Origin of the sequence: Hyphomicrobium sp. D-2, assembly GCF_029872155.1 — a bacterium.
Taxonomy (GTDB): Bacteria; Pseudomonadota; Alphaproteobacteria; order Rhizobiales; family Hyphomicrobiaceae; genus Hyphomicrobium_A.
Map to the genome: position 1 here is coordinate 57,490 of NZ_JARXLA010000005.1, position 14,099 is coordinate 71,588.

Genomic DNA, 14,099 nt, shown 5'->3' on the forward strand with positions numbered 1-14,099 from the left:
CGCGTCTTTGCAGATTGGGAAAGTCAGCGTCTTACGCAACTCGGGTAGGGCGCGCTTTCGCCCGGAACAATACGGCATAGTCGTATCGGGCTGAGATCAGCTCTACGCTTTTCCCAGGCTGCTTTGTCGAATGCGGGTGGTTTATCGGATGCCGGACCGCGCGTGGCCCACTGGATGGTGTAGTAGTCGCTCTCGCCCTCGATCGCGATGATGAGCGTTTCTTCGCGGCGCGGTGATCCGTTGCCGGTTACAGTTCCGCAGCCGACGACGGCAGCGAACGATTTGAAACCGTCAACATCCGGGGGCGGTACCGGCATTACGGCGAACAGATCTGGGCAGAAATTCTTATAGCCGTTTGCGATAGCGCTAGTGATCGCGACAGGTTCGGCTTGGGGCTGCAGCGCCAACTGTTTAAAGCCGGTGACTGTAACCATCTGCGTCCAGTCCTCGACCGTCTCGCCGCTTGGAATGGCTTCGCGGATGTAGTTAGAGCCGTTGACGTTCTCGAGGCCGATCACGAAGTCAGACGGCTGAGAAAAAGCGACGAGTTGCCCGAAGATGGGCGAGACAACAGTGACGAACGGCGGCATCTTCTCTGCGGCAATGGCTGGGGGTGAAGCCGTGGGGGCTACCTGAATCGTGAAGAGCATTGCCGCTAGAGCGAAAAAAGCACGTTTTATAAATACCATAAGACTCTGCCTAACATTATACGGCCAAGCCGGTAATCCGACTGGCTCAGCAAAGTGGCAGATCAAAATGGATATTGTCACGAACGAACGATTCTAAACTGACCGGCTCAGCCTGGGATGCTGCGCGTCGCGGCGTGCCAATCCGCCAGCGCCGCCCAAGGGGCGATGTCCCAATGGGAGCGGGCGGCGGCAGAAGTGGACGTAAGGACGAACACCTCCGGAAAACCGTCACGAGCGGGTTGGCGCCCGTAAGCCACTTGATCCGTGCCGTCTTTTCCTAGCGCAATTGCAGCGGCTTTCTTACCTGTGAATGCAATCGCTCGGGGACGGTAGCGGACGATATTCTGTGCAAAGTGCTCAAGATCAAAATGGCGGATTTCGCCATCCGTGCCAGATTCAAATTTAGACAGATCGGTGAGACCCATCCGCAGGCTGCGGAGCTCATGAAATTCATCCGGCCGAAAGCGTCGCGGCGTCAGGCCGACCTCATGCAGCGTCTGCCAGAAACGATTTCCTGCTCCGGCATAATATTCGCCACGCTCCGCTGACTCCTTTCCCGCGGCGGTTCCGACGAAAACGATATCCAGATCAGTGGAGAGAACGTCGGGAAGTTTGTGCCCATCGGTCACGATTTTCGTCCTTCGTTGCGTAAAGAATCGGCCTCAGGGTCAAATATAAACCGTCGGGCCGACATGCAGGAACCGGTGGGCCGCGCTCTGCCCGACGTCGCTGCGCTCCTCGCCCGCTTACCATGCGCAGATCTGCCTATCAGACAGGCACCGTTTAGCGACGACATCAAACTATGCATCCGTTATACCAAATCCGGCGTAATGGCGCGCCGCGAGTTGGAGGATGCTAGTGACTTTCCGGTTTTCTGTATTTGTGTTCGCACCGTTCCTTGCTGTTTCCGCGCTTGCCGGTCTCTCCTCAATAGCGCCCTTCGGCGTGCCGCCAGCTATGGCGCAGGCATCGGCCACGCCAGAAAGCGCAGCCTTTGAACAGGCCAAAGAGTTGGGAACGGCGGACGCCTGGCACGCCTTCATCAACTCATTTTCTAATGGGTTTCACGCCGATCTGGCGCGCGCTTACCTAAAGAAGTTGGGCGACCAGCCGCAGGCAGCGAATGTTCCGGCAGCTCAAACTGTCCTTCCTTCCGCACAAGCTGTTGCGCTCAAATGTACCGAGCGCAAGGCAATGCGGTCGCTCGACGCCGGGGTGGCGACGAAGATCACCTTCATCAACGCGTCCGGGGCGGACCGCCTGCTGAAGTGGATCGACTATGAGGGCAAGCTGCAAGATAACGGCCTGCTGAAAGCGGGCCATCAGGTGACGATTGACACCTACCGCACGCACCCTTTTCTGATCGCGACACCGTCGAGGGATTGTCTGCAGATTTTCCTCCCGGGAGACGAACGCGCGACCGTTGAACTTGGCGCTGATTTGCGGCCCGCGGCCACAACCGCAAACACAAATACATCCGCCCAGCCAACCGCCGCTCGCGTAGCCCAGGCTGTTCCCACATCGGCACGGGCGGCTGAACGCAAATGTTCCGAGCGCAGAGGTTTGCGGTCAAAGAACTCTAATGAGGCAACCAAGATCACCTTCATCAACTCTGCCGGTTCGGATCGCGTTCTGAAGTGGATCGATTTCAACGGCAAACTGCAAGACTACGGGCGGTTGAACGCGGGCCATCAGGTGACGATTGACACCTACCGCACGCATCCGTGGGTAATCGAGACTGGCGCCGGAAATTGCATGCAGGTTTTCCTGCCGGCGGCCCAACACGCAACCGTCGAGCTGCGGAAGTAGCGCCGGCAGGCTTGCCACGGTCGTCGCCAACAAGCAGGGCACAGAGTGGTGCCCTGCTGCTCCGATCATCGTCGGTGCAAGCGAATTGCTCTGCATCTCCTCCACATGAGATGCGGAACTCGCGCGTGTTGGCTACGCTTGGTCTGGCGTCGCGGATGCGGCGTCGGCCTCGACATAAACCTCCGCGCCCATGTCACGGAACTTCTGGCTCATCTCATCCATCCCGTCCTGCTGCTCATTCAGCTTCGCCGCGTAATCGCGCACCTGCTGTGTGATCTCCATCGAGCAGAACTTCGGCCCGCACATGGAGCAGAAATGCGCCACCTTGTGCGCATCCTTCGGCAGCGTTTCGTCGTGGTAGGCGCGCGCGGTGTCGGGATCGAGTGACAGATTGAACTGATCCTCCCAGCGGAAATCGAAGCGCGCGCGTGACAGCGCATCGTCGCGCAACTGCGCCGCTGGATGCCCCTTGGCGAGATCGGCGGCGTGGGCGGCGATCTTGTAGGTGATAACGCCCACTTTCACGTCGTCGCGGTTGGGCAGACCCAGATGCTCCTTCGGCGTCACGTAGCAGAGCATCGCAGTGCCGAACCAGCCGATCATCGCCGCGCCGATGCCGGACGTGATGTGATCGTAGCCCGGCGCGATGTCGGTGACGAGCGGCCCCAGCGTGTAGAACGGCGCCTCGCCGCATTCCTTGAGCTGCTTGGTCACGTTCACCTGCACCTTGTGCATCGGCACGTGTCCCGGGCCCTCGATCATCACCTGACAGCCCTTGTCCCACGCAATTTTCGTCAGCTCGCCCAGCGTTTCCAGCTCGGCGAACTGCGCGCGATCATTGGCGTCGGCGATGGAGCCCGGACGCAGGCCGTCGCCGAGCGAAAACGACACGTCATAGCGGCGCATCAGATCGCAGATCTCGTCGAAACGCTCGTAGAGGAAGCTCTCGCGGTGATGCGCCAGGCACCACTTGGCCATGATGGAACCGCCGCGCGAAACGATGCCGGTGACGCGATTTGCGGTCAGCGGCACGTAGCGCAAACGCACGCCCGCATGGATAGTGAAATAATCGACGCCCTGTTCGCACTGCTCAATCAGCGTATCTTTGTACACTTCCCAATCGAGCTTCACCGGATCGCCGCCGACTTTCTCTAGCGCCTGATAGATCGGCACGGTGCCGATGGGTACGGGTGAGTTGCGCAAAATCCATTCGCGCGTGGTGTGAATGTTGCGGCCGGTGGAAAGATCCATCACCGTGTCGGCGCCCCAGCGGATCGCCCACACCATCTTCTCCACCTCTTCCTCGACCGACGAGGTGACGGCGGAATTGCCGATGTTGGCGTTGATCTTCACCAGGAAGTTGCGGCCGATGATCATCGGCTCCAGTTCGCCGTGATTGATGTTGGCCGGAATGATGGCGCGGCCGCGGGCGATCTCATCGCGCACGAATTCCGGCGTGATGAAAGGCGGAATGGCGGCGCCAAAATTTTCGCCGTCGTTCAGCGCGGCGTTGGCCCGCTCCAGCATCGCCGCTCGGCCGAGGTTCTCGCGATGCGCGACGTAAGCCATTTCCTTGGTGATGACGCCCGCGCGCGCATACTCCAACTGCGTAATTGGCGTCGGCGGCCGGCTCCCCGCAGGGGAGTCGCCGACGCCCACAAAGGGTGCTGGTTTGTTGGGGAAGTCGCGTGCAGCGCGGGCGCCAGAAACGTGGCCGTTGTCTTCCGGCTTCACTTCGCGGCCGACATAGCGCTCAACGCCGCCGCGTTCGATGATCCACGCTTCGCGATGGCGCGGCAGTCCACGCTCCAGATCGATGCTTGCAGCTTCGTCCGTATAAGGGCCCGAGGGATCGTAAACCCGCACCGGCGCTTCGCCGCTCTTTTCCGCCAGTGCAATTTCGCGGAATGGCACGCGCAGATCCGGGAACGCTTCCGGCGCTGAATAGACCTTGCGCGAGGCGGGCAGCGCTCCGGTCGTTACGTTGGGCAGGGTGAGCTCGGACTGGCGCGTCGGCTTGTTCATGGCTTCACCTATCGTTTTGCGATGGAATGGATACGCCTACGATCGGTCCCATCGGGAAGCCGAAGTCGTAGCGCCTGAGGTTGGGAGCGAAGAGACGGCTGATGGAGCCGTCCAGATAAAGTGCGTTCGGCGTTTTGAACACGTCGCGGAAGGCGCGGCCGAACTGGTGGAATGTCACCGCGTCGTCGCTGATCGCGAACACCACGCGGTCGCCATCAACACCAACGCCGTTGCGGCGATAGCGCGATGTGGCGTCCTTTAAGAACCGGTGGTGCAGCTTGCCGTCGATGACCAGCATCGGGCCGGACTGCGTGGCAAAGCGCGGTTTGATCTTGCTGCGGATGTACTGATCAGTTTCCAGCACGCCCGCGCCGTCGTCGTTGATGAAGAACACACCGTTCGGCTTCAGGCTGAAGTTGCCCCAGCCGTTGGCGGTGGAAATGCGCTGCACCTCGCGCCCGTTCTCGACATAGAGGCCCACGGGCGAGCGGTCCTCGTGATACATGCCGGCGTTCATCGCGAAAACGAGCTGGCGTCCGCGCGCGGCCAGTGTTTTGCGCACGCGGTCGAACTGGCCGATGTTGGAGCCCGAGTCATCGCGCAGAAACAGCTCAATGCCGTCGCTGGCTTTGAACTCGCAGACGACATAGCGCGCGCCTTCAATCTGCGTGCGTTTGCATGCAGCGTGCGCGGATGCAGTGCCGGAGACAAGCCCCAGCATGGCGGATAGATATAGGAAGAGCGCTTTCGCGCGCGGTGCGCTTGTCATATTCCGTCCCTTCGCCGGTGCTAACCGGATCAGGTTCTAAGGGTGCTCGCGCACGATGCGCAATCTCAGCCGGCTACCTCCGGCGCCCCTCGGAACGTCTCTAATGTGCGATGTCTCGCTTGAGGATGCAACCCTTACCCGTGCACCTCTCCACGGTATTTAAGCTGCGTTGCGCGTCGCGGCGGCGGCTTTCACCCAGCCCATGATCTTCTCGCGGGCCGGTGGCTCTCCCTGACGCAACAGCCGCTGCCCCTCCGTGCTCGCCGCATATTCCAGCACGGCGGCGCAAACCGCGTCATCGTTGGCAGCGGCGATTGTGTCCGCACAGGTATACCCCGCGCCGGTCAGCAATTGCGCATGGGTGCCGCGCAATCCGGGCACGTCCATCACCAGCTGCGCCTGCTGCTGCCAAAGCACAAATGCGTCGGGGCGGATGCCGATGGCCTTCAGCTTTTTCGCCAGTTTTTGTGCGTCGGCTGCGATCAGATCGGCGACGAAAAAGATGTCCACCTTGGCGAGACGATCCGCCGTCTTGGGGCCGATTGAAGGACCGGCCGCAACATCATCTGACGGCTTGAGATAAAAGCGCGGCGGTGCAGTTTCGCGCGGTGTGTCGGTGTTTTCTCCCGTGTGACGCGGCTGCGTATCGTTGGCGGCTGGATGTGCTGTCGCGCCGGAGCCAAACGAGTTGGCGGGCGCTTCAGCGGCTGCGCCAAGGCTGGCCATGCGCGCAATGAGCGACGAAGGTGCGGCGACGGCCGGAGCAGGATTTGATTGCGTAGACGAGGTGGGCGCCCATGCGGACGCAAGTTCAGGCGTTGATGTTGTCGAAGCCGCAGGCACTGCCGGAGCAGGCGCCGCCGAAGTTGTGTCCGTCGGAGCAGATTGAGGGCCAGCATCAGTCTTGGTTTGTGGCAGCGCCGATGGCGGAGCTGAAGTGACTGACGCTTGCGGAGCAGGTTGGTTGGCGACAACCGGCGCTGCCGGCGTCAACTGCAGCGATTCAGCTTTTTGCGCCGCTGGCGCAGATTGCGTCGGCGCTGCGTTGACGCTGGCGACTGCCGCAGGTGCTGCCGTTGCCACAGACGCCAACCCGACATCGCCGCCAGCTGCTATTCTGCTCGCGCGCTGTGCTTCCAGCTCCTTCTGGCGCGGCGCTTCCACCTCCACAGCATGCAGATCGCGCACGATGCGGTCATCTTCGGGCAGCGTCGCCTCAACGCGGCCGGTGGTCTGCAATTCATCGTACATGGCCAGAACGGCAGCGCGGTCAGCCGCATCGGCCAGCTTTTTCTGCACCCACTTGGCCGGTATCTGCAGCGTTGCGACGAACGTTTCCGCAGTCAGCGAAACATCCGGCGGCGTTGCGCCGCTCTCAGCGAATGCGCGGTCGAGAATGCGCGCAAATCCGGCTGCCGCATAAACGATCAGATCGCCGACGAGTTTCTGCGCAACGCTATCCAGCCCTGCGCGCGGATCAGCGCTGCCGCGATGAATGTCATAGTGACCGATGAGGCGCTCATACTGTTTGTTGGAAAGATCCGCGCCGTTGCACACCATTTCCTTCAGCCAGTTCGGGCCCTCCGGCACCGGCACTTCCACCGGCAGCGCCGCACTGCGTTGACGGCCGAGCTTGGCTAGATCGTCATACGAGCGATTGATGCTCCACTCGCAGGCGCGGTGGATGACGTTTTCAGCTTCCGTCTGGCCGGTGTGAAACGGATGGATCGGATCGGTGTAATAGTGGCTCAGCACGCCAGCGGAATAAACGGCCTGTTCCCACTGCTCGGCGCGCAGCCCTGCGATCAGCTTGCCATACCATTCCGCTGCCTTTTCCGGTGCGCCACCCCAATATTTGTCGCGCACGTGCAGCACGTGGTTCTTGAAATCCTTGAAGGTGTTGTCCGGCGCTTTCGAGCCTTCGAGAAACTTCGCCGCATGCTTCAGGAACAGGTTCTGCCAGCGGTCGGCATTCGGCGCGCGCAGCTGCGGCAGCGCGTCGAGCGCCAGCTTGTGGTGTGTACCGTTGGCGTGGGCCGCATAGACGATGCGATAAAGAAGGCTCATGCCCTATTGCTCCCGCAGACAAACTTTGGATTTGCGCCGACGCTAGGCGAGTCGCCCCATTGGGCAAACGTGCGCCGCACTGTTGCTGCAACTTGGGCGTGGATGAATGGCGCCGACATGGATGGAGACGGCAATTTTGCGAGCGAAATCGAACAAGCGCATCGGAATGCCGGTCGCCATTGCGCTGTTCGCAACAGTGCTGGCCGTCTGGTATGGCCACACCTACTGGCTGATCCTGGCCGATGAGGGCGCAGCGAAGGCGCTGTCGGTGGTGCCGGAAAGCGAACCGAAACTTGGCAAGATCATTGTCGGCGCTCGCGAGCGCTACTTCGCGCGCTACAGCTTCCGTGATGAAAGCGGGCGCCTGCACAGCGCGCGTCAGCCCATCAGCCGCAGCCGCTTTGAAGCGCTGTCACAGGGCGATGCGTGGCTCACCGTATATTACAGCCGCGCGCGTCCCGAAGTGAGCGCCATTGATCTGCAGGCGGTGCAGCAGTTGGCGGTCATTCTGGCAGTTATAGCGGCATTGGTGTGGATGTGGGTGATTGTCAGGTTGGCGCGGGCGACACGATAATTCATCCCTGCCGTCAAAAGGCGGCAAGGGGCCAACGGCTCCCGGCGCGAGCGCCGGCTCACAACCGGCACCACCGTCACCGCACGCAAAGCCACTCGACACCCTTGTCAGTTCTAAAAAGTTACTTGCCCTCGCGCCACCAGGCCAGCGAGATCAGCAGCAGCAGCGCGGCGAGTGCACCGAAGCCGGTGAACATCGGCGTCAGCTTCACGCCACGCGTCACGAACGCTTCGCGGTCCTTCAGGCCCAGCCAGCCCGATCCGGCCAGCACCTTGGCGCCGGACAGCATCGACACACGCGGCACCGAAACCGATGTAGGATCGGCGCGCGTCGCCTCGGCCGATGTGCTGGTCCAGAATGCACCGCCGCCTGTCGCTTCGTTGATGGGCGACAGCTTGGCGTCAGTCGCCGTCACTTCGCTCATCTCGATCGGGTCGTCGATGCCGGCGTGCGCAACAGCCTGCAACTCACCTTCCGGACCCATCGTCTGGGCCTTGTAGAGGCCGGGCACCTTCACATCGATGGTTGCGCGCCACACGCCGTTGCCTTCCGGCTGCAGCGTTACCTGCGATGTGTCACCGCCAGGCGCCGACAGCGTAATCGGCTCAACCTTTTCTTCCATCGAGCGGCGCTCAAGCGTCAGCTTCAGGCCGCGCGCGCTGGCAATCAGACGTTCCTCTTCCAGGTCGGGTTCTTTCATCAGCCAGTGCGAAAGACGGCGCAGCAGATCACTGTGCGGACCGCCGCCGTCATAGCCGCGCGCCCACAGCCACGCCTGATCGGACGTGAGCAGCGCCACGCGGCCCTTGCCCTTGTGATCGAGGATCAGCAGCGGCTCTTTCTGCACGCCATGCATCAGCGTGCGGCCCTGATCCGGCTGCACCTCGACCTGGCGGAACCAGCGGCCCCAGCTCGGCTGGCCATTGATCGGCCCCGCGCCGGTCAGCCCCTGCGTAACGGGATGCTTGCGGCCGTCTTCGGTCAGCTTGGCCTTGAACGGCTCCTGCAACACGCGCCCCGTCGGCACCGCCGGCAGAACCGGTGACAGCGGCGTGCGGAACAATGACAGGTTGCTGGCATAATCATCACCAGCGGCAACCAGCAACGCGCCGCCGTGTTCGGTCACATAACGCGCGATGTTGTCATAGTACGGCAGCTGCAACAGCCCGCGATGCTGATAACGATCGAAGATGATCAGATCGAAATCGTTGATCTTCTCCGAGAACAGCTCCCGGGTGGGGAAGGCGATCAGTGACAGCTGGTTGATCGGCGTGCCGTCATGCTTCTCCGGCGGCCGCAGAATGGTGAAGTGCACCAGATCGACGGCGGCATCCGACTTCAGCAGGTTGCGCCATGTGCGCTCGCCCGCGTGCGGTTCGCCCGATACTAGCAGCACGCGCAGGTTCTCGCGCACGCCCTCAGCAGCAACCACGGCGCGGTTGTTGGCGGGCGTCAGTTCGCCCGGCGCGGTCGGCAGATCGACTTCAAGGATGTTCTGCCCGGCGTGCGGGAACGGCATCTCGATCTTCACCGGCCGGTCCACCGTCGTCACAACGGTTTCGTCCTCGCGACCTTCGCGGCGGATGGTGAGAGAAAGCGGCTCGGCGGCATGGCTTTTGCGGCCGGCCTCGCGCACCACAACTTCAATCTCGCGCGATTGTCCGACGATGCCGTAGCGCGGCGCTGACAGCACCTGTATGCGGCGGTCGAACTCATCCGGCGCGCCGGTCACAAGCGCATGCACGGGCGCATCGAATCCAAGCGCTTGGGCGGATTTGGGCACGTCATGCACCTGACCGTCGGTCAGCATGATCACGCCCGCCAGACGATCCGGCGGTGTATCGGCGAGGGCCTTGTTCAGATCGCCAAACAGATGCGTGCCCGGCGTGGTTGTCTGATCGGGGCGCGATGCCGCCACCCACTTGATTTCAAGGTTCGGGATTTTGCCGAGCTTGGCTTCCAGGTTCTCGCGCACAGCCGCTGTCTGCTCGGCGCGCTTGCCCAGCGTCTGGCTGGCGCTTTCGTCGACGACGACGATTGCGATATTGGCAAGGCTCTCGCGCTGCTCTTCGCGCAGGATCGGATTGGCGAGCGCGGCAAGCACGGCGGCGATTGCAGCGGCGCGCAGCAAGGCGCCGCGCGATCCGCGATAGATGAGGTATCCGATCAGCAGTGCCGCCAGCACGCCGGCAGCCCAGAAGAACGGCGTCGGCAGCATCGGAGCAAAATCAATCGACCAGTTCATGGCTGCCTCACTGTCCCAGCCGTTCCAGCAGCGCCGGCACGTGCACCTGATCGGCTTTATAGTTGCCGGTCAGCGCATGCATCACGATGTTGACGCCGGTGCGGAAAGCCATTTCGCGCTGGTTCTCGCCGCCGCCAACGGTGGGATAAAGCGGGCGGCCACCTTCATCGAGTGCCCAGGCCGAAGCCAGATCGTTGGCCGTCACGATGATGGATGTGACACCATCGGAAATGCGCGCGCGGCGGCTGGGCCCGTCATCATTGTCGAGCGCTTCAACCCAAAGCTGCCCACCATCCCAGCGACCCGGAAAGTTGCGCAGCAGATAAAACGCCTTCGTCAGCACGTGATTTTCAGGCACCGGCTCCAGCCGCGGCACGTCCAGCTTGCCGGTGATGCGCTTCAGCGCCGCTTCGCTCGGACCGCCCGTTCCTGTCAGCCCCAGACCGTAATCGCGCGTGTCGAAAACGATCAGCCCGCCCTGCTTCATATAGGCGTCGATCTTGGCCAGCACGTCCTCCGGCAACGCCTGCGCATCGGGTAGCACCGGCCAGTAGATCACCGGGTAAAAAGCGATCTCGTCGGTGAGAATGTTGATGCCCAGCGGACGCCCGGGCTCGATAGCGGTGCGCACGGACAGCAAACGCCCAAGACCGTCGAGGCCGACGCGGCTGATCTCATCCACTTCCGCGTTGCCGGTCAGCACATAGCCAAGCGTCACCTTGGCGGTGGCTTCAATCGCGCGTTCGTCAGTTGCCTGATTGACGGATGGGTTCTGCGGTCGCGGCACTGCAACGCCAGACGGTGAAGCGCCGGATGATTGCGCGAACGCCTGCGGCGGTGCGACCGTCAGCATCGCTCCCGCACCGATAATCGCGAGCGCGAGTGCCGCTGCAGCGGGGCGTTGCGTGCGGCGTCGGACACCGCCGAAGCCACCGGCGCGCAACAGGATTACGGCGATCATGTCGGTGAACAACAAGCCCAGAGCCGCAAGCAGCAGCCATGGCTTGAGCGGTTGCGAACTTTCACTGGAATAGTTCAAGCGGTCGGTTCCGGAAGGTAGCGGCGGCAAGGGTGCAAGCGAGCTCTCTGCGTGCAGAACGTTGATGGCGCGCGGCGCATTGCCAGCACCGTAGTAACCGGGCGGATGATCCAGAGTAGGCACCAGATCGTGCGCCTTTTCGGCTGCCACAGGCTGCGCAGTCGGCGGTGGCGCGCCAAGCACGCCATAGCCGTTCAGCGTTTGCAGTGGCGGCAGCACGGCGGGCATATCGGCGGCGGTGGCGACAGCGCTGTCGGCGGCGACCGATCCGCTGGCATCGCCCGAAGCAACGCTGGTGCCAAGCGCCGAGATACGGCGCAGCATCTCAACGAACAGCCCCGACAGCGGCAGGTTCGACCAATCGGTGTTGGCGGTCACGTGGAACAGAATGATGCGGCCTTGCCCCAGCTTGCGCTCGGTGACAAGCGGTGTGCCGTCCTCCAGCCGCGCCCACACCTGTACATCGGGTCCCAGCATCGCGGGATCGGCCAGCACCTGACGGTTGACGGTAACTTCAGGCGGCACGGTCAGTCCGGCAAACGGGCTCTGATTTTCAATCGGGCCAAGCTTCTGCGGCGTCGACCATGACAGCGCGCCACCGAGCGTGCGCCCGCCAAGCCGTAGCGGCACCGGCAGCAATTCATCGCCGCCGTTCTCAAGCCGAGGGCCGGCAAAGCGCACCAGCACGCCACCTTTCTCAACCCAGTCGGCAACGTGATGTGCAGCGTCGCCGGAAAGCGTACCGATGTCGGCCAGCATTAGAACGCTGGCGTTCTGCGACAGCGCTTCCTGGATGCCGGCGACGAGATTGGAGCCCTTCGGCCGGATGAGTTCAGCGGAGGGGGCCAGCGCCTTTTCGATGTAGTACAGCGGCGCCAGCAGCGGCTGCGCCTGTTCGCGGCTCTCGCCGGAAATCAGCGCCACGCGGTGCCATTGCGAACGCGCGTCGATCAGGCTGACAGCACCGGCTGCTCGCTCGCCTGCAATCTCCACGCGGCCAATCTGGTTGCGCAGTTCAAGCGGCAGATCAAACGGCACGACAAGCTCGGTTTGTCCCGGCAAAAATCTGAAGCTTGCTTCGGCCAAACTCTGGCCGCGCGTTGAGATGGCGTGCACGAAACCGTCGCGCGTGCCATCGCCGTTGGGGCGCAGAATGCGCGCTTCGAGCCGGCCACTTTGAATGCCGATGCCGGCGCTGAGCCCAAGCGGCTCGCGGTTGCCGCCGTCCTCAACAACCGCCAGCGTGCCGTCGGTTGCCAATTCACGCAGCTTCGCGGCTGCTGCGGCGGCTTTGCCGTCGTGATCGATGTCGTCGCTCAGCCATACAACGCTGGTGCCGCCAGCGGCGCCTTCCACCGCTGCGGCCAGCGTGTTTGCAGCCGCCAGACGATCCGGCGCAAACGGTTGCGGCATCAGCGCGGCTGCGGTCGACCGGGCATCGGATGGCGCTTCAATCTGTGCGGTGGCGCCTTTCGATGTCGGCGCTGTCGGCACAATCACAACCGCGCGGCTTTGCCCTTCCGCATCGGTGATGAGGCGGTCGATCATGCGCTTGCGCTGATCCCAGTGCGCGGCCGACGACCAGCCATTATCAACCACAATGGCAATCGGACCGGTGCCTTTCAGCGCCGCTTCACGCGTCGGATTCATAACCGGATCGGCCAGCGCGAAAATGAACAGCGCTGCTGCAAGCAGACGGATAAGCGTCAGCCACCAGGGCGATGCCGCTGGCGTTTTGTCCTTGTTCTCAAGCCCGACGAGAATGCGCGTCGGTGGGAATGTCACCTGCCGTGGGCTGGGCGGAACGGTGCGCAGCAGCCAGTAGATGATCGGTAGGGCAGCCAGCGAAGCCAGCAGCCACGGACTGAGAAACGTCAGCGCGCCAAGGCTCATCGATTTGCCTCCGGCTGCTGCTGATACTCTGCGGACGAGCTTTCCTGCGATTGCCAGCGATGATCGGCGCCGCTGCCCTGCATGCGCATGATGAGCGACAGCAACGGTTCGGTGGGCGAACGATCGGTGTGGTGCACCAGGAACGACCAACCCATCCGTTGCGCCAGCTCGCGCACTTCAGCGCGGTGGGCGGCAATGCGCTCCTGATAGCGCGCGCGCAGCGTCTGCACACGGTCCGCCACCCAGCGTTGACCGCCATCGGGGCTGAGGAATTCTGTGCGCCCGTCATAGGGCAGCGTTTCTTCCGCCGGATCGACAATCTCGATCAGGTGGCCGACAGCGCCATCGGCGGCCAGCGCCTCAATGTGCGCGCGTGTGCGCTCGATCGGATCGAGAAAATCGCTGACGATCACCGCGCCGGAAAACCGCGCCAGAGTCACCTTCGGCGGCTGCGTGGCCTGTTGCGCTTCGCTGCCCTCGTGCGCCAGCACCGCTTCGGCCATGCGCGTCGTTGCCTTGCGGCTGGCGCTGGGCGGCGTCAGGCCCAGCAGCGAAACCCGCTCGCCGCCGCGCACCAGCAGTTCGGCTGCGGCCAGCGTTATCAGCAGTGCACGTTCGCGCTTCGTCACCGGCGCCAGATGACTGCGGAAATCCATCGACGGCGACAGATCGCACCACAGCGACACCGTATGCGCCGCCTCCCATTCGCGCTCGCGCACGAACAGATGATCGGAGCTTGCCGAACGACGCCAATCGATCTGGCGCAGCGTGTCGCTGGATTGAAATTGCCGGAACTGCCAGAACGTTTCGCCCGGCCCGGAGCGTCGCCGACCGTGCAGGCCATGCGCAACCGTATGCGCGATGCGTTGCGCGTTGATCAGTATCTCCGGCAGGCGGTCGGCCAGCGTATGGGCTTCGCGCTCAAGGGTAAGCACCCCAGCACCGGCATTGGCTGCGGCCTGACGGGCTTGCGTGGCATCCGCCATGCG

At 62.8% G+C, this 14,099-nt stretch carries 10 protein-coding genes and 1 riboswitch; of the genes, 2 read left to right on the forward strand and 8 right to left on the reverse strand.

Features of this window, described 5'->3' with window-relative positions:
* Positions 1-23 precede the first annotated feature (23 nt).
* Together QEZ49_RS10405 and QEZ49_RS10410 are read right to left on the reverse strand one after the other, a co-directional pair.
* Positions 24-770, reverse strand: coding sequence for a hypothetical protein (locus QEZ49_RS10405; RefSeq protein WP_280386655.1), 747 nt, complete (start codon positions 768-770; stop codon positions 24-26).
* 26 nt (positions 771-796) lie between these two features.
* Complete coding sequence (locus tag QEZ49_RS10410; protein ID WP_280386657.1) at positions 797-1,318, reverse strand: mismatch-specific DNA-glycosylase; 522 nt, start codon at positions 1,316-1,318, stop codon at positions 797-799.
* A 229-nt stretch (positions 1,319-1,547) separates the two neighbouring features.
* Here QEZ49_RS10410 and QEZ49_RS10415 point away from each other — a divergent pair, with 229 nt between their 5' ends.
* Positions 1,548-2,498 (forward strand): hypothetical protein, encoded by a 951-nt coding sequence (locus QEZ49_RS10415; protein ID WP_280386659.1) that lies wholly within the window; start codon positions 1,548-1,550, stop codon positions 2,496-2,498.
* Positions 2,499-2,630: 132 nt separating this feature from the next.
* Here QEZ49_RS10415 and thiC read toward each other — a convergent pair whose 3' ends face one another.
* The 3 genes from thiC to QEZ49_RS10430 form a co-directional block, all read right to left on the reverse strand.
* Complete coding sequence (gene thiC, locus QEZ49_RS10420; RefSeq protein WP_280386661.1) at positions 2,631-4,523, reverse strand: phosphomethylpyrimidine synthase ThiC; 1,893 nt, start codon at positions 4,521-4,523, stop codon at positions 2,631-2,633.
* A gap of 4 nt (positions 4,524-4,527) precedes the next feature.
* Positions 4,528-5,292, reverse strand: coding sequence for a phosphodiester glycosidase family protein (locus QEZ49_RS10425; protein WP_280386663.1), 765 nt, complete (start codon positions 5,290-5,292; stop codon positions 4,528-4,530).
* Positions 5,282-5,392: riboswitch (TPP riboswitch) on the reverse strand. Its footprint overlaps the gene before it by 11 nt.
* 59 nt (positions 5,393-5,451) lie before the next feature.
* Positions 5,452-7,359: a DUF4332 domain-containing protein gene (locus tag QEZ49_RS10430; protein WP_280386665.1), complete on the reverse strand. Its 1,908-nt coding sequence runs from the start codon at positions 7,357-7,359 to the stop codon at positions 5,452-5,454.
* A gap of 106 nt (positions 7,360-7,465) precedes the next feature.
* Between QEZ49_RS10430 and QEZ49_RS10435 the strand changes: the two genes are divergently transcribed.
* Positions 7,466-7,933 (forward strand): hypothetical protein, encoded by a 468-nt coding sequence (locus QEZ49_RS10435; protein ID WP_280386666.1) that lies wholly within the window; start codon positions 7,466-7,468, stop codon positions 7,931-7,933.
* 121 nt (positions 7,934-8,054) lie between these two features.
* Here the strand turns inward: QEZ49_RS10435 and QEZ49_RS10440 are convergent, their stop codons facing one another.
* Genes QEZ49_RS10440 through QEZ49_RS10450 form a run of 3 tightly spaced genes read right to left on the reverse strand, consistent with a single transcriptional unit; the run spans position 8,055 to position 14,096 of the window.
* A complete protein-coding gene (locus QEZ49_RS10440; RefSeq protein WP_280386668.1) occupies positions 8,055-10,178 on the reverse strand; it encodes a hypothetical protein in 2,124 nt (707 codons plus the stop codon).
* 7 nt (positions 10,179-10,185) lie between these two features.
* Positions 10,186-13,110 (reverse strand): DUF4159 domain-containing protein, encoded by a 2,925-nt coding sequence (locus QEZ49_RS10445; RefSeq protein WP_280386670.1) that lies wholly within the window; start codon positions 13,108-13,110, stop codon positions 10,186-10,188.
* Positions 13,107-14,096, reverse strand: a complete 990-nt coding sequence (locus QEZ49_RS10450) for a DUF58 domain-containing protein (RefSeq protein ID WP_280386672.1) — start codon at positions 14,094-14,096, stop codon at positions 13,107-13,109. The genes QEZ49_RS10445 and QEZ49_RS10450 overlap by 4 nt, the downstream gene beginning before the upstream one ends.
* Positions 14,097-14,099: the final 3 nt, after the last annotated feature.

Coding starts and splice junctions, on each gene's coding strand:
- thiC (WP_280386661.1), bottom strand. CDS start 4,523: ATGAACAAGCCGACGCGCCAGTCCGAGCTCACCCTGCCCAACGTAACG.
- QEZ49_RS10425 (WP_280386663.1), bottom strand. CDS start 5,292: ATGACAAGCGCACCGCGCGCGAAAGCGCTCTTCCTATATCTATCCGCC.
- QEZ49_RS10430 (WP_280386665.1), bottom strand. CDS start 7,359: ATGAGCCTTCTTTATCGCATCGTCTATGCGGCCCACGCCAACGGTACA.
- QEZ49_RS10435 (WP_280386666.1), top strand. CDS start 7,466: ATGGCGCCGACATGGATGGAGACGGCAATTTTGCGAGCGAAATCGAAC.
- QEZ49_RS10440 (WP_280386668.1), bottom strand. CDS start 10,178: ATGAACTGGTCGATTGATTTTGCTCCGATGCTGCCGACGCCGTTCTTC.
- QEZ49_RS10445 (WP_280386670.1), bottom strand. CDS start 13,110: ATGAGCCTTGGCGCGCTGACGTTTCTCAGTCCGTGGCTGCTGGCTTCG.
- QEZ49_RS10450 (WP_280386672.1), bottom strand. CDS start 14,096: ATGGCGGATGCCACGCAAGCCCGTCAGGCCGCAGCCAATGCCGGTGCT.